The organism is Paenarthrobacter sp. DKR-5 (assembly GCF_018531425.1).
GTDB lineage: Bacteria > Actinomycetota > Actinomycetes > Actinomycetales > Micrococcaceae > DKR-5.
Genome location: NZ_JAHBOI010000006.1, coordinates 132,079 through 152,890, shown reverse-complemented (window position 1 = coordinate 152,890; position 20,812 = coordinate 132,079). Strand labels below are relative to the sequence as shown.

The 20,812-nt window shown below is 67.6% G+C and carries 25 protein-coding genes, 1 tRNA gene and 1 other RNA gene; 11 read left to right on the top strand and 16 right to left on the bottom strand.

Annotated features, from left to right (window positions below; all coding sequences use genetic code 11):
• Positions 1 to 76: 76 nt before the first annotated feature.
• From KIH31_RS14345 to KIH31_RS14315, 7 genes are all read right to left on the bottom strand, one after another.
• Positions 77 to 1,033 carry an alpha/beta hydrolase gene (locus KIH31_RS14345; RefSeq protein WP_214427816.1) on the bottom strand — a complete coding sequence of 319 codons (957 nt, stop codon included), beginning with the start codon at positions 1,031 to 1,033 and terminating at the stop codon, positions 77 to 79.
• Entirely contained in the window at positions 1,030 to 1,203 is a 174-nt protein-coding gene (locus KIH31_RS14340) for a hypothetical protein (RefSeq protein ID WP_214427815.1), read from the bottom strand. The genes KIH31_RS14345 and KIH31_RS14340 overlap by 4 nt, the downstream gene beginning before the upstream one ends.
• A gap of 87 nt (positions 1,204 to 1,290) precedes the next feature.
• A complete protein-coding gene (csrA, locus tag KIH31_RS14335) occupies positions 1,291 to 1,581 on the bottom strand; it encodes a carbon storage regulator CsrA (RefSeq protein ID WP_214427814.1) in 291 nt (96 codons plus the stop codon).
• A 53-nt stretch (positions 1,582 to 1,634) separates the two neighbouring features.
• Positions 1,635 to 2,453 (bottom strand): sigma-70 family RNA polymerase sigma factor, encoded by an 819-nt coding sequence (locus KIH31_RS14330; RefSeq protein WP_214427813.1) that lies wholly within the window; start codon positions 2,451 to 2,453, stop codon positions 1,635 to 1,637.
• Between the two features lie 296 nt (positions 2,454 to 2,749).
• Complete coding sequence (locus tag KIH31_RS14325; RefSeq protein WP_214427812.1) at positions 2,750 to 3,895, bottom strand: cation diffusion facilitator family transporter; 1,146 nt, start codon at positions 3,893 to 3,895, stop codon at positions 2,750 to 2,752.
• Entirely contained in the window at positions 3,895 to 4,257 is a 363-nt protein-coding gene (locus KIH31_RS14320) for a metalloregulator ArsR/SmtB family transcription factor (RefSeq protein ID WP_214427811.1), read from the bottom strand. The genes KIH31_RS14325 and KIH31_RS14320 overlap by 1 nt, the downstream gene beginning before the upstream one ends.
• 41 nt (positions 4,258 to 4,298) lie before the next feature.
• Positions 4,299 to 4,535 (bottom strand): hypothetical protein, encoded by a 237-nt coding sequence (locus tag KIH31_RS14315; protein WP_214427810.1) that lies wholly within the window; start codon positions 4,533 to 4,535, stop codon positions 4,299 to 4,301.
• Positions 4,536 to 4,664: 129 nt separating this feature from the next.
• Between KIH31_RS14315 and KIH31_RS14310 the strand changes: the two genes are divergently transcribed.
• Positions 4,665 to 4,925: a hypothetical protein gene (locus tag KIH31_RS14310; protein ID WP_214427809.1), complete on the top strand. Its 261-nt coding sequence runs from the start codon at positions 4,665 to 4,667 to the stop codon at positions 4,923 to 4,925.
• Positions 4,926 to 4,936: 11 nt separating this feature from the next.
• Here KIH31_RS14310 and KIH31_RS14305 read toward each other — a convergent pair whose 3' ends face one another.
• Together KIH31_RS14305 and mptB are read right to left on the bottom strand one after the other, a co-directional pair.
• A complete protein-coding gene (locus KIH31_RS14305; RefSeq protein WP_214427808.1) occupies positions 4,937 to 5,347 on the bottom strand; it encodes a DUF3224 domain-containing protein in 411 nt (136 codons plus the stop codon).
• 53 nt (positions 5,348 to 5,400) lie between these two features.
• The gene (gene mptB, locus KIH31_RS14300; protein WP_374224886.1) at positions 5,401 to 6,954 is read right to left on the bottom strand and encodes a polyprenol phosphomannose-dependent alpha 1,6 mannosyltransferase MptB; all 1,554 of its coding nucleotides are present in this window, start codon (positions 6,952 to 6,954) and stop codon (positions 5,401 to 5,403) included.
• 305 nt (positions 6,955 to 7,259) lie between these two features.
• Between mptB and KIH31_RS14295 the strand changes: the two genes are divergently transcribed.
• The 5 genes from KIH31_RS14295 to def all read left to right on the top strand — a co-directional run bounded on the left by KIH31_RS14295 (position 7,260) and on the right by def (position 10,657).
• On the top strand, positions 7,260 to 7,919 hold the full coding sequence (locus tag KIH31_RS14295) for a hypothetical protein (protein ID WP_214427807.1): 660 nt from the start codon (positions 7,260 to 7,262) through the stop codon (positions 7,917 to 7,919).
• A gap of 34 nt (positions 7,920 to 7,953) precedes the next feature.
• A complete protein-coding gene (gene orn / locus KIH31_RS14290; protein ID WP_214427806.1) occupies positions 7,954 to 8,556 on the top strand; it encodes an oligoribonuclease in 603 nt (200 codons plus the stop codon).
• A 155-nt stretch (positions 8,557 to 8,711) separates the two neighbouring features.
• Positions 8,712 to 8,787: transfer RNA gene (locus KIH31_RS14285), tRNA-His, on the top strand.
• Positions 8,788 to 8,899: 112 nt separating this feature from the next.
• Complete coding sequence (locus tag KIH31_RS14280; RefSeq protein WP_214427805.1) at positions 8,900 to 10,054, top strand: acyl-CoA dehydrogenase family protein; 1,155 nt, start codon at positions 8,900 to 8,902, stop codon at positions 10,052 to 10,054.
• A gap of 30 nt (positions 10,055 to 10,084) precedes the next feature.
• Entirely contained in the window at positions 10,085 to 10,657 is a 573-nt protein-coding gene (def, locus tag KIH31_RS14275) for a peptide deformylase (protein WP_214427804.1), read from the top strand.
• A gap of 18 nt (positions 10,658 to 10,675) precedes the next feature.
• Here the strand turns inward: def and KIH31_RS14270 are convergent, their stop codons facing one another.
• On the bottom strand, positions 10,676 to 10,855 hold the full coding sequence (locus tag KIH31_RS14270; protein WP_214427803.1) for a hypothetical protein: 180 nt from the start codon (positions 10,853 to 10,855) through the stop codon (positions 10,676 to 10,678).
• A gap of 170 nt (positions 10,856 to 11,025) precedes the next feature.
• Here KIH31_RS14270 and KIH31_RS14265 point away from each other — a divergent pair, with 170 nt between their 5' ends.
• Positions 11,026 to 11,592 carry a type 1 glutamine amidotransferase domain-containing protein gene (locus KIH31_RS14265; protein ID WP_214427802.1) on the top strand — a complete coding sequence of 189 codons (567 nt, stop codon included), beginning with the start codon at positions 11,026 to 11,028 and terminating at the stop codon, positions 11,590 to 11,592.
• Between the two features lie 149 nt (positions 11,593 to 11,741).
• Here the strand turns inward: KIH31_RS14265 and rnpB are convergent.
• Positions 11,742 to 12,120, bottom strand: an RNA gene (gene rnpB, locus KIH31_RS14260) — RNase P RNA component class A.
• 37 nt (positions 12,121 to 12,157) lie between these two features.
• Here rnpB and KIH31_RS14255 point away from each other — a divergent pair.
• Complete coding sequence (locus KIH31_RS14255) at positions 12,158 to 12,922, top strand: YaaA family protein (RefSeq protein ID WP_214427801.1); 765 nt, start codon at positions 12,158 to 12,160, stop codon at positions 12,920 to 12,922.
• Positions 12,923 to 12,935: 13 nt separating this feature from the next.
• Here KIH31_RS14255 and KIH31_RS14250 read toward each other — a convergent pair whose 3' ends face one another.
• From KIH31_RS14250 to KIH31_RS14235, 4 genes are all read right to left on the bottom strand, one after another.
• A complete protein-coding gene (locus tag KIH31_RS14250; RefSeq protein ID WP_214427800.1) occupies positions 12,936 to 14,114 on the bottom strand; it encodes a zinc-dependent alcohol dehydrogenase in 1,179 nt (392 codons plus the stop codon).
• Between the two features lie 76 nt (positions 14,115 to 14,190).
• Positions 14,191 to 15,135 (bottom strand): reverse transcriptase-like protein, encoded by a 945-nt coding sequence (locus KIH31_RS14245; RefSeq protein ID WP_307857660.1) that lies wholly within the window; start codon positions 15,133 to 15,135, stop codon positions 14,191 to 14,193.
• 3 nt (positions 15,136 to 15,138) lie between these two features.
• Entirely contained in the window at positions 15,139 to 15,879 is a 741-nt protein-coding gene (locus KIH31_RS14240; protein WP_214427799.1) for a zinc ribbon domain-containing protein, read from the bottom strand.
• A 96-nt stretch (positions 15,880 to 15,975) separates the two neighbouring features.
• The gene (locus tag KIH31_RS14235; protein ID WP_214427798.1) at positions 15,976 to 16,890 is read right to left on the bottom strand and encodes a Nif3-like dinuclear metal center hexameric protein; all 915 of its coding nucleotides are present in this window, start codon (positions 16,888 to 16,890) and stop codon (positions 15,976 to 15,978) included.
• Positions 16,891 to 17,012: 122 nt separating this feature from the next.
• Here KIH31_RS14235 and msrA point away from each other — a divergent pair, with 122 nt between their 5' ends.
• The 3 genes from msrA to epsC all read left to right on the top strand — a co-directional run bounded on the left by msrA (position 17,013) and on the right by epsC (position 19,200).
• Entirely contained in the window at positions 17,013 to 17,537 is a 525-nt protein-coding gene (msrA, locus tag KIH31_RS14230; protein WP_214427797.1) for a peptide-methionine (S)-S-oxide reductase MsrA, read from the top strand.
• A 92-nt stretch (positions 17,538 to 17,629) separates the two neighbouring features.
• Entirely contained in the window at positions 17,630 to 18,565 is a 936-nt protein-coding gene (cysK, locus tag KIH31_RS14225) for a cysteine synthase A (protein WP_214427796.1), read from the top strand.
• A gap of 44 nt (positions 18,566 to 18,609) precedes the next feature.
• Positions 18,610 to 19,200: a serine O-acetyltransferase EpsC gene (gene epsC / locus KIH31_RS14220; protein ID WP_214427914.1), complete on the top strand. Its 591-nt coding sequence runs from the start codon at positions 18,610 to 18,612 to the stop codon at positions 19,198 to 19,200.
• 76 nt (positions 19,201 to 19,276) lie between these two features.
• On the opposite strand, the gene gndA is transcribed toward epsC, so the two are convergent.
• Positions 19,277 to 20,713 (bottom strand): NADP-dependent phosphogluconate dehydrogenase, encoded by a 1,437-nt coding sequence (gene gndA / locus KIH31_RS14215; protein WP_214427795.1) that lies wholly within the window; start codon positions 20,711 to 20,713, stop codon positions 19,277 to 19,279.
• Positions 20,714 to 20,812 lie beyond the last annotated feature (99 nt).

The window sequence follows — 20,812 nt, the reverse complement described above, 5'->3', positions numbered from 1 at the left end:
CGGCGCGCCATCAACGAGTAGTGCCATTTGGCACAGACTGTTGACTTTTTTCGGCTTAGCGCCAGCGCGCGGCAGCTTAACTCCGGCGCGCGGCCGCCGCCACCCGCTCCACGCCGGCGTCGCTCATGATGACCGTGTAGTGGTTCACGTCGTCGACGTCCTCGGCGCGGATCGCGGGTGCGGAGGCTATCCACTGCTGCAGGTATTCCGGGGTGTAGAGCGCCCGCTCCTCGTTCAGCAGTCCCCGCGGTGCCCGCAGGAAGCTGATCGGCCCGGGCGGGGAAGCAAGCACCTGCTCAACGACCGCACCGATGGACAGGTCCCCGGCGTCAGCCGCGATCGCCTCAATGTTCGAGGACGGCCGCAGCGCGGGCTCCGCGCCCTCGAGGTCATAGTCCACATAGGCAGCAATGGCCTCGTTCCAGTCCTGAAAGGCCGGGTGCTTGCGCCAGAAATCCCGGTAGGCCGCCCGGCTTTCAAAGGTCATGCTCAGCCGCGCCGCAGCGGGCCCGAGCACCGAGTTCATGACGTCCTCCCCGGAGATGCCTTCCGGCAGTTCCAGCGGCAGGCCGCCGTCCACCAGCACCATGGACGCGACCAGCTCCGGGTACTTCCCGGCGAGCGTCATCGTGACAAAGGCGCCCATCGAGTGGCCCACGACGACGACGGGCTCCGGCCCGGCGAGGGCGCGCAGCACGGCCGCCACGTCCTGGGCATGGGTGTGCATTCCGAACGGTCCCGGCAGCGCATTGCTCCGGGCGCGCCCGCGCAGGTCCGGGGCAATGATCCGCGCCTCGGGCATTGACTCGGCGAACGCAACCCACGCCATGTGCGAGGCGGTGATGCCGTGGATGGCCAGCACCGTCAGCGCCGGCTCGGCGCCGGAATCCGGGTCCCAGATGCCGACCCGCAGTGCGCCGCCCTCGACCGGCACGTCCGCCGTGCGGTACCTGCCCTCGTCGGCGGCGCCGGCGTACGGCCCCTGCCCCTGCCCCTGGGTATCGCCGGCAGATGTCTGCGGCTGTGCGCTCATTTCTTCTCCTCCATGTTGCCGGCCTGCGCCCCTTCGGGGGCCAGGGCACGTTCGATAAAACCCATCATTTCCTCAAACACCTGCGGCGGAATTTCACGCGGGCCTGCGGCGGGCTGCTCCGGGTCCTCCCACAGCACCCAGCGCATGCCGATCAGCTCGCCGATCCCCATCAGCGCCCACGCGGCGACTGTCGGGTCCAGCTCGCGCCGGGCTTGGACCGCCCGTGCCCGCGCCCGGGCGCCGGGGGCTTCCGGGGGCTACTTGCCGGTTTCGGCGGTGCCGGCACCGGGAGCGCCGGGGCGCGGCGCGTCGACGGCGGCGACGCGGCCGAGAAGGTTCTTGAGCTCTTCCTCAGCCCCGGGCGCGGCCTGGGCCGCGGCAAGGTTGGCATTGGAGACGGCTTCGATCACTTCGCTGCGCTGGATGGTGACGCCGCGGGGGGCGTCGATTCCCAGGCGGATGTTGTCGCCCCGCACATCGAGAACGGTCACGACGATGTCCTCGCCGATCAACAGCTTCTCGCCAATTTTGCGTGTCAGTACCAGCACTCTTTGAGCCTACCTTGTGTCCGAATCCCAGTTGATGTGCCGGCGTGGGCCGGTCAGGAGGCGGAATTCAACACCGGCTCGACAGCCCTGACCACCCGGGTGATGCCGCCGAGCGTGTGCTCTGCGACTGCGGCGAGATAGGCGTTGCGGCGCAGCGGAGCGATCCGGGACTGCGGCGCCCGGTCCGTGCCGGGCTCGTCCGAGTAGTGCGCACTGAACCCATCCTGCATGAGCCGGATCGCTTCCGCGCGCTGCTGGGACACTGCCGAGTGAGTGGATCCGAGCTCTGCGGCGATTTCCTTGACCGTGCGGTCCTCGAAATAGATCTGCTCGACGATGTAGCGCATCTTCTCCGGCAGCGCCGCCACGGCCTCGCGCAGGTAGCCGAGCCGCTCGGCATCCAGCACCGAGCCCTCCGGCGTCGCCACATCCGCGGCCAGGTACTCGGTCGTTGCGTGATCCAGCGGGGTGACGCTGCGAGCGGCGTCCGTCAGGGCTTCATCCGCAACGCTGCGGTCCACTCCCAGTGCCGCCGCGATCTCGTCAACAGAGGGGGTCCGGCCGAGTGCACCCGTGAGCGCCTCCTGCACGACCAGCGTCTCTTTGATCCGGCGGCGGACCGACCTGGTGGCCCAGTCGCTGGCGCGCATCTCGTCCGCGAACGCCCCGATGATCCGGCGCCGCGCGAAGGCGCCGAAGGGGATCCCCAGCTCCGGGTTGTACGACTCAGCGCACGTAACCAAGGCCAGCGCCCCGGCGGAAGCCAGATCGTCGCGGGACAGATGAGATGCTTTGGCACATACTTCGGCGACTAGATAACCTACCAAGGGCAGGTTGTCGACAACCAAGCGGTTGCGCTCGGCTTGATTCACGTTGAGACCCCCAAGACCGTTTCATATTTAGAAGAACACCCTGCCGCGACATGACGTGGAGACCAATCCCGTCATGCTTTTCCGCGCTCGGTGTTCAGGTGAAAGATATCACCAGATTCCGGCCCCCACTAGTCAATTCGGCGCGCCGCTTTTTCGCGCGGCGGATACCTTGGCTGACGTCCTGCGCGTAGGTGGGCTGAATGGCGCTGAATTCAGCCCAAATTTGGCTGGAATTCGCAGATAAACGTTGCCCTTACGCAAACATCTGCATCACGGTTGTTTTCGCAAAATTATAATCAGTGGCCGGACGGAACGGGATTGAGGGTGACGGAATCCAGGCCCGGCAGAGCGCGGCGGAGCGCCCCGTCGGCCGCATGTTCGAGCTCGTGGAGGGCGCTGACGCTCATCCCAGGGTCCGTCACCACCGTGAGGTTCGCGTGCAGCCGGTGCCCCAGCCAGCGAAGCCTTACCGTGTGCACGGCGTCGACGCCCGGGAGCAGCCGCACTGCTTCCTCGGTCCTGTCAACCAAGTCCGGGTCGACGCCGTCGAGAAGCCTGCGGCCGATGTCACGGGCCGTCCCCCAGAGCAGGACGGCGATGGCCACCGTGATCAGCAGGCCCACGATCGGATCGGCCAGCGGGAAGCCCAGCCACACACCGATCACCCCAAGCACCACCGCGAGGGAGGTAAAACCGTCAGTGCGCGCGTGAAGCCCGTCGGCTACCAGCGCGGCGGAGCCGATGCGTCGGCCGACGCGGATGCGGTAGACGGCCACCAGCTCATTTCCCGCGAAGCCAATCAGCCCGGCTGCGAAGACCCAGCCTAGATTCGAGAGCCCGTGCGGATGGAAGAACCTGTCGATGGACTCCCACGCGGCCACAATCGAGGAGAGGGCGATCATCGCCACGATGAACAGGCCGGCGAGGTCTTCCGCCCGCCCGTAGCCGTACGTGTACCGGCGGTTCGCGGCCCTGCGTCCCAGCAGGAAGGCGATCCACAGCGGGACTGCCGTCAGGGCGTCGGAAAAGTTATGGATGGTGTCCGCCAGCAGCGCCACAGAGCCGCTGAACAGGAAAATCACCAGCTGAAGCACCGCTGTGGTGCCCAAACCCGCCAAACTGACCTTCACGGCGCGGATACCCTGGCTGCTCGACTCCATCGCGTCGTCGATCGAGTCCGAGGCGTCGTGGCTGTGCGGCACAAACAAGCCGTACAGGAAGCCCTTGAGCCCCGTCGGGTGCTCGTGCCCGTGGTCATGGTCATGGCCGTGCCCATGGTGGTGCCCGTGGTCATGCCCGTGCCCGTGGTCGTGGTCATGGTGGTGCCCGTGGTCATGCCCGTGGTCGTGGTCATGCCCATGTTCGTGCCCGTGGTCATGGTCGTGGTCATGCCCGTGGCCTGCGGGCGGTGATGCCGGGCCGTGCGTCGGGTTCTCGCTCATCAGGCGGGCTCCTCGTTGAGGTGGTGGTGGCGCGGGGACTGGTCCAGGGCATGCTCCGCCTGGAAGATTGCGTCGGACACGAGCGTTCGCGCATGCTCGTTCTCGAGCCGGTAGAAGACACGGGTGCCGTCCTGGCGGGTGGAGACAATGCGCGCCAGGCGCATCTTCGCCAGATGCTGCGAGACGGCCGCCGGCGATTTTCCGACGGCTTCAGCCAACTGGTTCACGGGCAGTTCCCCGTCCCGAAGTGCCAGGATGATCCGGACCCTGGTCGCGTCCGCGAGCATCGCGAAGATCTCGACTGCCAACTCGACGTAGTCGCTGTCAATCGCCAGCCCGCAGGACCGCTTATCTGCGTTCATGCGCATATTCTTTCACACAGTGCCGGCCGGCGGCGCCGGCGTCACCCCGTCAGACCGGAGGCCACGTCTCCCAGCTTGGCGGACCATTCCGTCGAACGCGCACTTGCACCGTCGCCGGCCGCTTCGAACTCGACCAGCGCCCGGGCGATGGTTTCCAGCGCGGTCGCGACGTTGGTTCGGATAGCCGGATACTCCGGGTAGGACTGGGGGTCTCGCGCCGCATTTTCGAGCTCAATCGCTGCCGAGAGCAGCTGCTCACTGACGTCCGTCACACTCATGATGCCGCCTCCTTTTGCCGCTTCTTCACGGTTGATCCTACGGCCGCGCGCGACGAGCGGGAGGATCGCCGAAACCTCTGGCGCCGGCCGGTTCCCGCCGTTAGCATCAATTAAGTCGAGGAGGTTGGTGTGACCCGTGACAAAGTGACGGCGGCGACGATCAAAGCCGAGCGCCTATTGAAGGAATTGCAGCGCAACCGCGCCAAGGGGGTACTGACCGACGCCGAATACCGCAGGGCCGTCGAGACCGCGGTGGCCCTCGAAAGCCAGAAGCGCGCCCCGCGGCCGGCGACCGGACTGCTGCCGGTCCTCCCGGTTCCGGTTGTCCCTGGCGAACCCGGATCCGGGGACCTCGCCCAGGAAGACGAGCAGCCGAGCCCGGCAGGCTGAACCCTCAGGTCCTAGCCAAACCTCAGCGTCAGGGCGAGGGTGTGGCGGCCTTCGGCGTCGACGTCGTACACAGCCTCGCCGCGGACGCCATCCAAGCCGCCGGTTCCCGAGTCCGGCACGATGTTGCCGAAGCTGCGTGCCTCGATGCCGTCCGAGACCCCTCCGTGCTGGATCACCATGCTGCCGGTGCGGTGGCCGATGCTGCCGGTGAAGAGCTCGGTCGCGAGGTAGCCGCCGCCGTCCGCTCCCCCGACGATCATCACTTCGGCCACGCTGGTGCCGGTGATCGCGCCGTCGAAGATCTTGGTCACCTTGGCCTTGGACCATGCACTGGACACGTCCCCCGGCGAGGCAGGAATCGGGTCCCACCGCGCGACGTCGAATTCGGTCACCAGCTCATGTTCATCAGCAGAAGCCGCCATCCACCCAGTATTGCTGCGGAAGCAGGGCCAGTACAGGTCCGGCGGGGCCGGAGTCAGATCACCGGGTCCAGGGGCATGGGCTGGTCGACCTTGCGGAACAAGTGCTTCGTCTTTGGATCGACGAAGATCAGGTACATCGCAAACAGCACCGCGATGACCGCTGTGGCGCTGCGCGCGAGGCCGAGCGCGAACCGCAGGTCGTCGGTCTGCAGGTAGGGAAAGACGTCGAGCTGGTCGACCAGGCCGTAGATGATGAAGAAGGACACGGAGATGTACAGCGCCTTCACCTGCCAGTCGTTGCGGATCCCGGTGACGGCGAACAGCGGAATCAGCCAGACCACGTACCAGGCCTGCACCATGGGGGCCAGCAGCACGACGGCGGCGAGTGCGTACGCGAGGCGCCGCACCATGCGGCGGTGCTCGCCCCGGAAGACCGTCCACGCAATCGCACCGAGGGTGAGCGCCTTGCCGGCGGTGAAGGCGTAGCCGGCGAGCACCCAGCCGTCGAGGCCGAACTTGTCGGTGATGCTGGCGATCACCAGGCCGATGAAGCCCACCGGCGCGTACCAGATCCAGACGCTGCCCGGTGCGCTCAGGCCGTTGATCCAGCCGAAGCCGAAGCCGTTGACCAGGCCCAGGGCCCAGAGAGCACCCAGCGAGAGCGCTGCTGTCGCGGCCCAGAAGGCGATCTTGCGCCCCCACCCGGCGCCCCGTCCGGCCCAGAGCATGCCGATGAACGGCAGCATGATGAGGGTGATCGGTTTGACCGCCACGGACAGCGTGACCAAGGCTATGCCGGTCAGGGGCCGCCGGACAGCGGCGTAGTAGAGCCCCGTGAGCGCCAGGCCGAGCATCAATGAGTCGTTGTGCACGCTCGCAATGAACGTCGTAAGGAACAGCGGGTTCGCTGCGGTCAGCCAGAGGGAGCGGTGCGGGTTGATCCCGTGCAGCTCGGCCAGCCGGGGGACGTAGACGATGCACAGCGCCACCCCCACCAAGGCGACCAGGCGGAACAGCAGCACGCAGATTTCCGGCTGCACCTGGGTCACCCAGACAATGAACTGCTCGATCCAGAGGAAGACCGGACCATAGGGGGTCGGCGCCTCGGTCCACATTTTGTCGGCGCCAAGCTGGTAATAGTTCGACAGCGTGGAAATGCCATCCTTGTAGGGATTGAACCCTTCCACCATCAGGCGTCCCTGGCCGACGTAGGCGTAGACGTCGCGGCTGAAGAGCGGCACCGAAAAGAACATCGGAGCGCCCCACGCGGCGACAGCCTGCAGGGTCGCCTTGCGTGCCTGCGGCCCCCAGACGCGAACGCGTTGTCCGAGCCGGAGCCACGCGCGCACGAGCAGCATGCCGCCAACGGAAAGCAGCACGATCGAGATGGCCACCCCGGCGGCTTCGGTGCGCATCCAGATAAAGAATGCCACCCGCCTCAGCGGCGAAGCGGGGGCAAGCCAGCCTATGCCGGCAGAGCCGATCATCAGGAATAGCGAGCCAAGGAATCCGGCCAGAATCGCGCTGCGCGGCCGGTCCACTTCCGGCTCCGGCACCGCTTCCCTCGAGATCGGCATCGGCCGGACCGCGGGCACCGGCGCATTCATCTCGGGCGGATCCTATCTGTCGGCTGAAGTCGGTCGGCGTTCGGTCGCGCCCCTCGCCCGCAGCGCCTGTTCGGGAGCCGGGATCACGGGACGTTCCGCTGCGCGGTACGCCGCGGTCGTGCCTGAATTTTAGCACCGGGGCACTTCGGCGGCGTGTGCGGCACGGATGCGGCCGCGGTACCTTACCCTAGAAGCAGATTCAGTCGACAGCGGGGGAAACAAGTCAAGTGGGCCGGCACAAAGCTACTCCCCCGCCACCACCGGCACCGGAACCCTCGCTGCTGGCATGGGGTGCGTTCACTGCCGTGGCAGCCGGTGTCGCCATGGCGCTGAGCCGGGTGCCCCTGGCGCTGTGCATCGCCCTCCCCGTCTTCGGCGCCGCGGTCTTCGCCGCGCTGTGGTGGCACACCCGCCGCCTCGCTGCCCGCGAGCTGCCTGAGGCGGCGGTGGCCGCGGACCAGCGCCCCGAACCCGCACCCGCCCCGCAGCGTCGGGAAGATGCACCGGGCACGGCGCCCCAGACCCGGCGCTCCGCCCGCCGCGCCGGCCCCGCCAGGGAGCTCGTGCCGGCGCGGACTGCCCGCCCCGCTGCCCATGAGGCGCCAGCACCAAGCCTGGCGGCGGCTGCACCGTCCCGCCGCGCCGCACCGTCCCGCCGCGCTGCACCGTCCCGCCGCCGGGCGGCAAGCCAGCCCAGCGGGCGCCGGGCAGCGCCCGGCCATGCCGCGCACCGGGTGTTGCCGGAGCGCCGGCAAGCCGGCATCCCCGCCACCGGCACTGCCTCCCCCACGCCGGCCGGCACCAAACCAGCCGGCACAACTGCCGCGGCAAGCCGCTGGAACCGCACGTTCGGGCCTCCTGACACGGGGAGCCTGCCCGTGCTGCGTTACGTGGAGAACCCGGAGCCGCTCATCACCGCACTGGAAGCGGAGCATGTCCGGCAGATGAGCCACTCCAGCCTCTGACGGAGCGCCATACGGCCCGGGGTACATTGGTCTGGTGCCTATATCGAATGAACGCATCGTCTGGATTGACTGCGAGATGACCGGCCTTGACCTCGAGGCCGACGCCCTGATCGAAGTCGCTGCCCTGGTGACCGACTCCGAACTGAACATTTTGGGCGACGGCGTCGACGTCGTCATCAAGCCCGAGGACGCGGCGCTGGCCCAGATGAACGATTTTGTCCGGGACATGCACACCTCCTCCAAGCTGCTGGACGAACTGCCCCGCGGCGTCTCCATGGAAGAGGCGCAGACCCTGGTGATGGAGTACATCACGGCCTGGGTGCCCGAACCCAACAAGGCACCCTTGGGCGGCAACTCCGTGGGCACCGACAGGATGTTCCTCGCGCGCGACATGCCCGCCGTCGTCGAGCACCTGCACTACCGCGTGATCGACGTCTCGACGATCAAGGAGCTTTCCCGGCGCTGGTTTGCCCGCGCCTACTTCCAGGCGCCCGTCAAGAGCGGCGGCCACCGTGCCCTGGGCGACATCCGCGACTCGATCAACGAGTTGCGCTACTACCGGGAAGCGGTGTTCGTGGCCGCTCCCGGGCCCGACTCGCAGACCGCCAAAGCAATCGCCCAGAAGATCTCGCAGTAGTTTTTCCGCAGGTCAGGGGCATATTCGGGGACAAAACGGCGGCTCTTTTCCCTGTCGGGGGGCCAAAATGTCACGAGCACCCCTCAAGAGCAGGTAGACTATTTCTCGCTGCTGATCGCAGGTCCGGATAGCTCCGGCCGGTTCGGGGCGACTTGGTGGGATTAGCTCAGTTGGCAGAGCGCCTGGTTGTGGTCCAGGAGGTCGCGGGTTCAACCCCCGTATCTCACCCCAAGGAGGCTAGTGCCTCAGCGAGGCCGCACCGGAGAAATCCGGTGCGGCTTCTTGTTTGTGTGCCATTTCCGTGCGGCACGGGACGGCCCCGGCCGGATCAGGGAGGACGAGGATGCAGCGCAATCTCTTCGAAGAGGACCACGAACTGTTCCGCGAGGTCGCGGCCGAGTTCAACGCCCGCTCAGTCGCCGCCGACTATGCCGACTGGGACGCCGCGCACCTGATGCCGCGCGAGCTGTGGACGGCCGCCGGGGAACAGGGCCTGCTCGGCCTGGCCGTGCCCGAGGAGTTCGGCGGCGCGGGGATGCCGGATTACCGCTTCCGCGCCGTCCTGGACGAGGAATTTGCCCGCGCCAACCACCTCGCGGTGGGCCTTGCCTTCCACCTGCACGACGACCTGGTGCTGCCCCACCTGCTTGCATACGGCAGCGAGGAACTGAAGCAGTACTGGCTGCCCGCCATGGTTTCGGGCGAAAAGGTCACCTCCGTTGCCTGGACGGAACCGGGGGCCGGAAGCGACCTGCGCGGCATCCGGACCAAGGCCGTCCGCGACGGCGACGACTGGCTGATCACTGGGCAGAAGACCTTCATCGGCAACGGCATTTCCGGCGACGCCGCCCTGGTGCTGGCCCGCACGGACGGCGGGACCGGGCGGGGTTCCCGCGGGAGCTTCAGCTTGTTCATGGTCGAGAAGGGCGAGGGCTACACGACCGGCCGGCAGCTGGACAAGATGGGCCTGAAGGCTTCCGATACCGCCGAGCTGTTCTTCGACGGTGTCCGGGTGCCCGCTCGCAACCTGGTCGGCGAAGCAGGCCGCGGCCTGGAGTACGCCGCCGGTCAGCTGCCCCAGGGCCGGCTCGCCATCGCCGTCGCCTCCTCCGCCGTCGCGCGCACGGTCTACGAGGCAACGGTCGCCTACACCAAGGACCGGAACGCCTTCGGCGAACGCGTCATCGACTTCCAGAACAGCCGGTTCGCCCTGGCCGACATCCTCACCGAGGTGGAGGTCACGGAGAGCTACGTCGACCGTGCCGTTCTCGCCTTCAATGAAGGACGGCTCGGCGCCGCGGACGCGGCCCGGGCCAAGCTGTGGGCCAGCGAGCGCGTCAAGTCCATCACCGACCGGTGCCTTCAGCTGCACGGCGGCTACGGCTACATCCTCGAGTACCCCGTCGCCCAGGCTTTCCTCGCCGCGCGCCTGCTGACCATCTTCGGCGGAACCAGCGAGATCATGCGCGACGTGATCGGCCGGGAAATCGCCGGCTGAGGCCGGCAGCGGAGGCTTGGGAAGGCAACAATGACCGTTCACCCCGTCGTCATCACCGGCGAACCCGTGCTGCACCGGCGCGCCGCCGAGGTCGTCAACTTCGACGACGAGCTGCGCACGCTGATCGCGGACATGGTCGAGACCAATGACGCCGCCAACGGCGTCGGCCTGGCCGCCCCGCAGATCGGCGTCGGCCTGCGGATCTTCGTCTACCGGTACGCCAACGACGACGGCGCGCCCGAACAGGGCGTGCTGGTCAACCCGACGCTGCTGCTCTCCAAGGTGCCCGGCAGCGCGCCGGACCCTGACGAAGAAGTCGAAGGCTGCCTGTCGGTGCCCGGGCTGCACTTCCCGCTCAAACGGGCGGACTATGCCAAGGTGAGCGGCTTCGACGGGTACGGCCAGCCGGTGTCCTTCGAGGCCTCGGGGTGGTTCGCGCGGGTGATGCAGCACGAGTACGACCACCTCGACGGCAAGCTGTACGTTGACAAGCTCAACGACCGCTACACCCGCAAGGCCAAAAAAGCCATCAAGGCCAGCGGCTGGGGCGTCCCCGGAGCGTCCTGGATGCCGGGAGTGGACCCGGACCCGTTCGGGCACTGACCCGGCACCGGCCGGCCGCTACTGCTCCCTGAGCACCCGCTGCAGGTCCGTAGCGGCGATGTCCTTGAGCTCCTCCAGTTGCGCCAGCCGCGCTTGGCTGATGTCCCCGCGGGCGTGGTCGCCCTTGGCCTTCTCGTACTGCCGCACTGCTTCGGCGAGGTTTTCCTGAGCCTGCTCAAGGGGTGTGTGTTCGCTCATGCCTGCATGATGGCAGAGAATGCTGAAGCTTTCCAGAAGGGCACCGGGCGTGCCCAGGATGCCCGCCAAGAAACCAAGCTTGCTTATCAATCTGGTTTCTTCATAGGCTTGAAGCGAGGCCCGGAGACACCCGGACGTCACCGACAGTTGACTCTCATCAAGGAGGAACCATGTCCGAACAGAATCTCAGCGGCAAGAAGATTGCCTTCCTGCTCACTGACGGCGTCGAGCAAGTCGAACTGACCAGCCCGTGGCAGGCTGTCAAGGACGCCGGCGCCCAGCCTGTCCTGGTCTCGCCCAAGAGCGGTTCCGTCAAGGGGTTCAACCACGTTGACCCGGCTGACGAGTTCCCCGTGGACGTGGCGGTGTCCGACGCCAACGCCTCGGACTACGACGCACTGGTCCTGCCCGGCGGCGTGGTGAACGCGGACGACCTGCGGGTGGACAAGGACTCGGTGGCCTTCGTGCGCGACTTCTTCGCCAGCCACAAGCCCGTCGCTTCCATCTGCCACGCCGCGTGGATCCTGATCGAAGCCGGCGTCGCCAACGGGCGTAAGCTCACCTCGTTCCACACGCTGGCGACCGACCTGAAGAACGCCGGGGCCACCTGGGTGGACGAGGAAGTTGTCGTGGATCAGGGCCTTGTCAGCAGCCGCAACCCGGACGACCTGCCGGCGTTCAACGCCAAGATCGTCGAGGAGGTTGCGGAAGGAAAGCACGCCGGCCAGACGGCCTAGCTGCTCTCACTGCCGCCGGCGCTTCGGGCGCCTCGGCGCAGGCAGAAAATGACGCGGTTCCCCGGCGGGGAACGGCGTCATTTCTGTTCGCGCGTCATTTCTTTTCGGGCGCCATTTCTTTTCGGCGCGTCATTTCTTGACAGGCTGAGGGGACGGGCCGGCCTGTGAGCCGGGTTCTGTCATCCGCGCGGGTTGCCCCGTGCGGAGTAGCGATCATCCATCTAGGACCGCCGTTGCCGGCGGCCTCAAGCGGTCTACCCGGACGCTCGGGCGGGCAGCCCTCAAACGCGTCCTGTCTGACCTTGCTCCGGGTGGGGTTTACCGAGCCTTCCCGGTCACCCGGGAAGCTGGTGGTCTCTTACACCGCCGTTTCACCCTTACCTGCAGCGCCCGAAGGCGGCAGGCGGTCTGTTTTCTGTGGCACTAGCCTGCGGGTTTCCCCGAGTGGGCGTTACCCACCACCCTGCCCTGCGGAGCCCGGACTTTCCTCGGTGCGCCGGGGCGCAACGCGATCGCCCGGCCGACCCGTCCCGAGTCAAGTGTACCGGGCCGGTAGGATCGTGGGGTGCTGATCCTCCTCCCGCCCTCCGAAGGCAAGACCCCCGCGCGCAAGGGGGAGCCGTTCGACGCCGGCCGGCTCCAGTTCCCGGGGCTCACCGCTGCGCGGGGCGCCGTGCTGGAGGCCCTGGCCAAGGTCAGCGCCCACGAGGACGCGCAGCAACTGCTCGGAGTGGGCGCATCCCTCGCCGCCGAGGTCGAGCGCAACACGCGGCTCCGGGCCGAGCCGGCGGCGCCGGCGCACGCGGTGTACTCCGGCGTCCTCTACGATGCCTTGGGCTACCGGTCGCTCACGGCCGCCCAGCGGCGGAAGGCGGATTCCGCCGTCGTCGTGATTTCCGCCCTCTGGGGCGCCATCGGGTTTGCTGACCCGATCCCGGCCTACCGGCTCTCCATGTCCGCGTCACTTCCGGGCCTCGGCCGGCTTGCCTCCTACTGGAAGCCGGTGCTCACCGAGCACCTGTCCGCGCGGGCCGACGGCGAGCTCGTGGTGGATTGCCGCTCTTCGACCTACGCGGCCGCGTGGCGGCCGGACCCGGGCCGCAGCGTGGACGTCAACGTCTTCCAGGAGCGCAACGGCAAACGCACCGTCGTCTCGCACTTCGCCAAGCACACGCGCGGCGAGCTTGTCCGGCACCTGCTGACCCGCCGCGGCGCCGCACCCGCGACCCCGGCGGCCCTGCTCAAGGCCGCCGGGGAACGCTGGGATGCGGAGCTGGTTGCCGGGACGGCCAAGCGGCCGCACGCCCTGAACCTCATCCTCCCGGGCTAGGGCTCGGCTGGTCTCAGGGCTGCAGGACCACCTTGATGCAGCCATCCTGCTTGTTCTTGAACTTTTCGTACATCGCCGGCGCCTCGGACAGCGGGGCGCGGTCCGTCACCAGGTCCATCACTCCGAGCGGGTCCGAGCTGTCTTCGACCAGTGGCAGCAGATCCGGGATCCAGTGCTTGACGTTGCACTGTCCCATCCGCAGGGTCAGCTGCTTGTCGAACATGGTCAGCATCGGCAGCGGCGATCCCTGGCCTCCGTAGACTCCGGAGATGGACACCGTGCCGCCCCGCCGGACGGAGTCGATCGAACCGAGCAGCGCGTCGAGCCGGTCCATGCCCGCCGTCTTCATGGCCAGCTTCGCGAGGGGGTCCGGCAGGAAACCGACCGCCTGCTGGGCCGCCGACGCCACCGGGTTGCCGTGCGCCTCCATCCCCACGGCGTCGACGACGGAGTCCGGACCGCGCCCGCCGGTGCGCTCGCGCAGCTCCTCGCGGGCGTCCTTGGTCCAGTCCAGAGTGGCGACGCCGTGCCGCTCGGCCATCGCTCGCCGTTCCGGGACCCCCTCGATGCCAATGACGTCGTAGCCCAGATACTTGCCGATCCGGGCCGCGAACTGCCCTACCGGTCCGAGCCCGACCACGGCGAGTGTGCCTCCGGCGGGCACATTGGCGTACTGCACACCCTGCCAGGCCGTCGGGAGGATGTCGGAGAGGAACAGGTAGCGTTCGTCCGGGGCGTCAGTGTTCTCGATCTTGATCGGGCCGTAGTCGGCGAAGGGCACGCGCAGCAGTTCCGCCTGGCCGCCGGGCACCGAGCCGTAGAGCTCGGTGTAGCCGAACAGTGCCGCGCCCGATCCGTGCTCGTGCACCTGGGTGGTTTCGCATTGGGACTGCAGACCGCGCTTGCACATGAAACAGGTTCCGCAGGCGATGTTGAACGGCACGACGACGCGGTCGCCCGGCTTCAGCTTGGTGACGCCCGCACCGACCTCCTCGACGATTCCCATCGGCTCGTGTCCGAGGATGTCGCCCTTGTTCAGGAAGGGGCCGAGAACGTCGAGCAGGTGCAGGTCCGATCCGCAGATCGCGGTGGAGGTAATCCGGATGATGGCGTCGGTAGGTTCCTGGATCACAGGATCGGGAACGGTCTCGACGGCGACTTTACGGTTGGCTTGCCAGGTCAGTGCTTTCACGCCAGGTACTCCTGTCGTTCGACTTCCAGGTCGCCGCCTGCTGCTCGACGGCGTCTCACCGCCCCCACGCTACGCCTCAGTCCGCGACGAGTTCCACTTCGAACCCGTCGGTGTTCTCCAGGTACGCCGCATAATGGTCCGCTCCCCCGGCGTAGGGGTGCTTGTCCTCGAACATGAGCCGCCATCCGTGGCTGGCAGCACGGCGGGCCAGCAGATCGACCTCGGCACGCGTGCCGGCCCTGAATGCCAGATGGTTCAGCCCGGGCCGTCGGCGCTCGTGCGGCGCCGCCGCAACGTCCGGCCCTGCCTCAAGCACCACATAGCCGTCGGCACCTGCAAAACATGCCCCGCTGTCCCAGGAGTCTTTCCGGACGTACCCGAGCCGCTCCAGCAGCCAGCCCAGCGACTCCTCCGCCACCGCGAAGTCGCGCACCCAGATTTCCACATGGTGCAGGCGGCCGGTGGGCACCGGCGGGACTTCCGTGGCAACCTCAATGAGGTCATCGACGCCCGCTGCGGGTACCGCGGCCGGTTTCTTCTTCGGCTGCCAGTCAATGCCGGCCTCCCCGGCGTCCATCGCCTCGTTCGAAAGCCGGTCCGCGTCCTTGTTCTTCTCCCGGGGAATCCACTCGTACTTCACCCGCCGGGGGTCGACGGCGCGGCGGGCTTCGCCGGCCAGCGCGCGCATGTCTTCGTGCTTGATCTTCCACCGGCCGCTCATCTGCTCCACGACGAGTTTCGAGTCGGCCTTGACCAGGATCCAGGCCTCCGGGTCGATCTCGTGGGCCATCTTCAGGCCCGCGACCAGCCCGGAATACTCGGCAACGTTGTTGGTCGCCCGCCCGAGATATTCGGCGCGTTCAGCCAGGATCGTTCCGGTGTCGGGGTCGCGCACGAGCGCGCCGTACCCGGCGTGGCCGGGATTGCCGCGCGCGCCGCCGTCGGTTTCGACGACGAGGATGCGCCGCCCCGCCTTCGGCGCGGAGGAAGCGGTCAGGTCATCGGTTTCGAAAAGCGTCACCGGTCAGCTGCCCCACTCCGAGGAACGCACCAGGATGCAGCCCGAGTCCGGGCAGAACACCACGTCGTCCTCCGCGGCCTTCGTGATGTCCGCCAGGTCGCCGGGGCTGAGCTGGAACCCTGAACCTTCGGACTTGCCGTGGAACAGCCGTGCAGCCCCGATGCCGCGGCGTTGCAGGGTTTTCTCGTACAGGGCGAGCAGCGCCGGGTCGATCCCGGCGGCGAACTCGGTCCGCTGCGCGACGACGGTCTTGCGCTCGGCCTCGAGGGCGGAGAGCTCCGCCTGCAGTTCGGCGCGCAGTTCCTCGAAAGCCTTCTCGTGCGCCGCGCCGGCCTGCTGTTTGGCGTCCCGGTCCAAGCTGAGCGCGTCCACGCGCTCCATGGCCTCCAGCTCGATGTCTTCGAGGTCGGAGCGCCGCTTGTTCAGCGAGGCAATGTCGTGCTGCAGTGCGAGCAGGTCCTTGGACAGGCCGGTGCCGCTGTTGAGCCGGGCCTCGTCGCGCTGGATCCTGCCGGCGACCTGTTCGACGTCCCCCTCGGCCCGGGCCAGCTCCCGCTGCGCGTCCTTGAGGGCGGTTTCGGCTGCCGCGAGCTCGCTCCTGGCGCCATTGACGGCGGACGAAAGCTCCGCCACCCGCGGATCGGCCTTCACCTTCGCCGCCCGGTTCGCCAGGGACTTCAATTTCGCGTCCAGTGCCTGCAGGTCAAGCAGCTTCATCTGCTCCTGCGGTGCTGCCTTCGCCACGGTACCTCCATGCATTACCGGCAAGGGCCGGGCCGTGCGCCCGGCTGTTCAACAGTACGCTAGCGGCTCGGCGGCGGCCAACGGCCAAGGCGGCACTCAGCTGCCGGGGGTGAGGATGAAATCCCACGGGTCGGTGTTCGTTGAACTGACCCGCAGTTCGACGTCGTAATGCTGGTCCTGCAGCACGTTGCCCAGCGCCTCGGCGGCGGCGGGCAGCCAAAGCCACTCACTGGCGAAGTGCGAGAGGTCCATCAGGTAGGGCCGGCCGTTGACGGCCGCCTCGCGGGCTTCCGACGCCGGGTGGTGCCGCAGGTCGGCCGTGACGAAGACGTCGGCTTCGTGGCCGCGCACCGCGTCGAACAGGCTGTCGCCCGCGCCCCCGCAGATCGCTACGCGGCGGACCAGGCCCTGCCGGTCCCCCGCCACCCGGACGCCGCCGGCCACCGCGGGCAGGATGCCGAACACCTTGGCCGCGAAGTCCCCGAGGCTGAGGATCTCGGGCAGGTCACCGACCCGGCCGATCCCTTCTTCGGCCAGGCCGTTGGCGGCCGGGGTCAGCGGTGCGACGTCGGTGAGGCCGAGCGCGTCCGCGAGCACATCCGACACACCGCCAACGGCGCTGTCACCGTTGGTGTGCACGGTGAGCAGGCCGCAGCCACCCTCGATCAGCCGGTGCACCGTCCTGCCCTTGGCACTGGTGGCCGCGACGGAGGTCACGCCCTTGAGCAGCAGCGGGTGGTGCGTGATCAGCAGGTCCGCACCCCACTCGAGCGCTTCCTCGACCACCTCGAGGGTGGGGTCCACAGCGAACATGATGCGGCTCACCGCTGCCGCCGGCCGGCCCACCACGAGTCCGACCGCGTCCCACTCCTCGGCGAGGGACTCCGGCCACAGCTCTTCGACGGCCAGCATGACGTCCCCCAGGGTGGCGGCGGCCGCCGCCTGGACCTCTGCAGCTGCCCCGGACTCCACTTCGTCGCCGGCCGGGGGCTGCGGGCTATCTGTACTCATGAATCCATTCCTACCCTAGAGCGGGCCTTTCGCGCACTGTAAGTAGCCGCCGTGCGGCCCTGCGACCGGCCGGCGGACCGGATGCGGGAATGTTCCGCGGCCCCGGGACATTGATATAAACCGTGAAGACTTTTGTACTTGGCGGTGGATGCTTCTGGTGCCTGGACGCGGTGTACCGGCAGACCAAGGGCGTGACGGACGTCGTCTCGGGCTACACCGGAGGGTTCATGCCGAACCCTGACTACTACTCGGTGTGCTCGGGAATGACCGGCCACGCCGAGGTTGTTGCGGTGACCTTCGACGAGATGGTGATTCCGGGGGACGTCATCCTGGACATGTTCTTCATTTCGCACGATCCGACCACCTTGAACCGTCAAGGCTACGACGTGGGAACGCAGTACCGCTCGTCCATGTTCTACACCGATACCGCCCAGCGGGAGCAGTTCCACGAGGCCATCAGCCGCAACCAGGAACACTGGAGCGACCCGATCGTGACCGAGGTGACGCGGCTGCCGGACTTCTACGAGGCCGAGGACTTCCACCAGGACTACTACACGAAGCATCCGGAGCAAGGCTACTGCCAGGTGATCATCAACCCGAAGCTGGCCAAAGCCCGCAAATATTACTCCGAATGGCTGGTGGCTTAACGAAGCAGCCACAGCCCCGTTAGCATCAGGTCAAACCGTCCACTTTCGGAACCAACGACAGCATTCTCGATCCAACGACAGGCAGGAACCCGATGGCACGCATTTACGACGACGTCACTCAACTGGTCGGCGGCACCCCCCTGGTGCGCCTGAACAGGCTGACCGAGGGCCTGGACGCCCAGGTTGCCGTCAAGCTGGAGTTCTACAACCCGGCCAACAGTGTCAAGGACCGCATCGGCGTCGCCATCATCGACGCTGCTGAGAAGGCCGGGGCCCTGAAGCCGGGCGGCACCATCGTCGAAGGCACCTCGGGCAACACCGGCATCGCGCTGGCGATGGTCGGCGCGGCCCGCGGCTACAAGGTCATCCTGACGATGCCCGAGACCATGTCCACCGAGCGGCGCGTCATGCTGCGCGCCTACGGTGCGGAGATTGTCCTGACCCCGGGCGCGGAGGGCATGCGCGGAGCGGTGGAGAAGGCGCAGGAGATCGTCGCGAACACGGAGAACTCCATCCTGGCCAAGCAGTTCGCGAACGAGGCCAACCCGGCCGTGCACCGCGCCACCACCGCCGAGGAGGTCTGGAATGACACCGACGGCGAAGTGGACATCTTCGTCGCCGGCGTGGGCACCGGCGGAACGGTGACCGGCGTCGGGCAGGTGCTCAAGGAGCGCAAGCCGGGCGTGAAGATCGTCGCGGTCGAGCCCAAGGACTCCGCGATCCTTAACGGCGGCGCCCCGGGACCGCACAAGATCCAGGGCCTTGGCGCGAACTTTGTGCCGGAGATCCTCGACACCGACATCTACGACGAAGTCATCGACGCCACCATCGAGGACTCGGTGGCGACGGCGCGCGCACTGGGCGTCCAGGAAGGCATCCTCGGCGGCATCTCCTCGGGTGCCATCGTGTGGGCGGCCCTGGAACTGGCGAAGCGGCCGGAGAACGCCGGCAAGCTGATCGTGGCGGTAGTGTGTGACTTCGGCGAGCGTTACATCTCGACCGTGCTCTACGACGACATCCGCGGCTAGGCTTCGGGCCCGCACCTCTCCAACAGAAAGCGCCCAGCTTCTTGATCAAGAGCTTTGTCTCACGCCTTCTCGAGGACCTCGAGGCTGCCAGGTCGCATGACCCGGCAGCCCGGGGCTCCGTCGAGAATTTCTTCGCCTACTCCGGACTGCATGCGATCTGGATCCACCGCCTCACCCACTGGATGTGGCAGCGGCCCCAGCTGCGCTTCCCCGCGCGGCTGCTCTCGCAGTTCGCGCGTTTCGCCACAGGCATTGAAATCCACCCCGGTGCGACGGTAGGGCGGCGGTTCTTCATCGACCACGGCATGGGCGTGGTGATCGGCGAGACCGCCGAGATCGGCGACGACGTGATGATCTACCACGGGGTCACCCTCGGCGGGCGTTCGCTGGCGCGCATCAAGCGGCACCCTACGATCGGTGACCGGGTCACGATCGGCGCCGGGGCCAAGGTGCTCGGCCCCGTCATCATCGGCCCGGACAGTGCGATCGGGGCCAACGCCGTGGTCGTCAAGGACGCTCCGCCGGACTCGATCATCACCGGCATTCCGGCCACCTGGCGGCACCGCGATTCCAGTCGGGAACGCAAGCCGTTGGTCGATCCCGCCGAATACATCGACCCGGCCATGTACATCTAAGGCGTACGCCACGCAAAAGGGGCCCTCCGCACTGTGGATTCACGGTGCGGAGGGCCCCTTTTGAGTCCCGGCGGGACTAGTGCGTGTCGACTGCTTCGACCTCGGACTTGTCCTCGCCCCAAAGGGTGTGGAAGGTTCCGTCGCGGTCCACCCGCTTGTAGGTGTGCGCCCCGAACAGGTCGCGCTGGCCCTGGATCACGGCAGCCGGCAGGCGCTTGCGGCGCAGGCCGTCGTAGTAGGCCAACGAGGAGGAGAACACCGGCGTCGGGATGCCCAGCTGTACCGCGGTGGCGACCACACGGCGCCAGGCCGGCAGCACGTCCGCGATGGCCTTGCTGAACGCCGGCGCGAACAGCAGGTTCGCGGGCTTGTCCGCCGCCGCGTAGGCCTTGGTGATTTCCTTGAGCAGTTCGGCGCGGATGATGCAGCCGCCGCGCCACAGCGACGCGATCTCGTCCAGCTTCAGGTCCCAGCCGTACTCCGCGGCGGCAGCCGTGAGCATGTCGAGGCCCTGGGCGTAGCTGACCAGCTTCGAGGCGTAAAGCGCCTGGCGGACGTCCTCGACGAAAGTCTCCGGCACCTGCACGTCGAGCTCGTTGCCGGCGAGCAGCCCCTGGGCCTCCTCGCGCTGCGCCGCCTGGGAGGACAGGGCGCGGGCAAAGACGGACTCGGCGATCCCTGACACCGGCGAGCCGAGCTCAAGGGCGGAGATGACGGTCCAGCGGCCCGTGCCCTTCTGGCCGGCGGCATCGACGACCACGTCCACGAACGGCTTGCCCGTCGCGGCGTCGACGTGGCCGAGCACTTCCGAGGTGATCTCGATGAGGAAGGAGGCCAGGTCGCCCTTGTTCCATTCAGCGAAGATCCTGGACTGCTCGGCCGGCTCGATTCCGGCTCCGCTGCGCAGCAGGTCATAGGCCTCGCCGATAACCTGCATGTCGGCGTATTCGATGCCGTTGTGGACCATCTTCACGAAGTGGCCGGCGCCGTCGGTGCCGATCCAGGCGCAGCAGGGCTTGCCGTCCACGTGGGCGGAGATCTTTTCCAGCAGCGGACCGAGTGCCGCATAGGATTCCTTCGAGCCGCCGGGCATGATGGACGGGCCGTTCAGCGCGCCCTCCTCGCCGCCGGAGACGCCGATGCCGACGAAGTGCAGGTCCTTCTTCGCCAGTGCCGCCTCGCGCCGGCGGGTGTCCTCGTAGTGCGAGTTGCCGGCGTCGATGACGATGTCCCCGGGCTCGAGCAGCGGCTCGAGCTGTTCGATCACCGCGTCCACCGGGGCACCGGCCTTCACCATGATGAGCACGCGCCGCGGCTTCTCGAGCGAATCGACGAGCTCCTGAAGGGACTCGGTGCGGACGAAGTTGCCTTCGTCGCCGTGCTTGGCCAGCAAGGCGTCCGTCTTCTCGACGGAACGGTTGTGAAGGGCGACCGTGAAGCCGTTGCGGGCCAGGTTGCGGGCGAGGTTCGCCCCCATCACGGCAAGGCCGGTAACACCAATCTGGGCTGTCATGCTTTCTCCAATACTGCTGGGGGCAGCCGATGCTGCCAGGAAAGTACGGGCCGCACCCGGGCGGCCGGGGGCACTGCCTCCAGCCTAGGGGCGCGCCGG

Bases quoted from the DNA above. Each gene is read 5' to 3' on its own strand.
- KIH31_RS14345 (WP_214427816.1), bottom strand. From the start codon at position 1,033: ATGAGCGCACAGCCGCAGACATCTGCCGGCGATACCCAGGGGCAGGGG.
- KIH31_RS14340 (WP_214427815.1), bottom strand. From the start codon at position 1,203: ATGGGGATCGGCGAGCTGATCGGCATGCGCTGGGTGCTGTGGGAGGAC.
- KIH31_RS14325 (WP_214427812.1), bottom strand. From the start codon at position 3,895: ATGAGCGAGAACCCGACGCACGGCCCGGCATCACCGCCCGCAGGCCAC.
- KIH31_RS14320 (WP_214427811.1), bottom strand. From the start codon at position 4,257: ATGAACGCAGATAAGCGGTCCTGCGGGCTGGCGATTGACAGCGACTAC.
- KIH31_RS14315 (WP_214427810.1), bottom strand. From the start codon at position 4,535: ATGAGTGTGACGGACGTCAGTGAGCAGCTGCTCTCGGCAGCGATTGAG.
- KIH31_RS14305 (WP_214427808.1), bottom strand. From the start codon at position 5,347: ATGGCGGCTTCTGCTGATGAACATGAGCTGGTGACCGAATTCGACGTC.
- mptB (WP_374224886.1), bottom strand. From the start codon at position 6,954: ATGAATGCGCCGGTGCCCGCGGTCCGGCCGATGCCGATCTCGAGGGAA.
- KIH31_RS14280 (WP_214427805.1), top strand. From the start codon at position 8,900: ATGCAGCGCAATCTCTTCGAAGAGGACCACGAACTGTTCCGCGAGGTC.
- def (WP_214427804.1), top strand. From the start codon at position 10,085: ATGACCGTTCACCCCGTCGTCATCACCGGCGAACCCGTGCTGCACCGG.
- KIH31_RS14270 (WP_214427803.1), bottom strand. From the start codon at position 10,855: ATGAGCGAACACACACCCCTTGAGCAGGCTCAGGAAAACCTCGCCGAA.
- KIH31_RS14265 (WP_214427802.1), top strand. From the start codon at position 11,026: ATGTCCGAACAGAATCTCAGCGGCAAGAAGATTGCCTTCCTGCTCACT.
- KIH31_RS14235 (WP_214427798.1), bottom strand. From the start codon at position 16,890: ATGAGTACAGATAGCCCGCAGCCCCCGGCCGGCGACGAAGTGGAGTCC.
- cysK (WP_214427796.1), top strand. From the start codon at position 17,630: ATGGCACGCATTTACGACGACGTCACTCAACTGGTCGGCGGCACCCCC.
- gndA (WP_214427795.1), bottom strand. From the start codon at position 20,713: ATGACAGCCCAGATTGGTGTTACCGGCCTTGCCGTGATGGGGGCGAAC.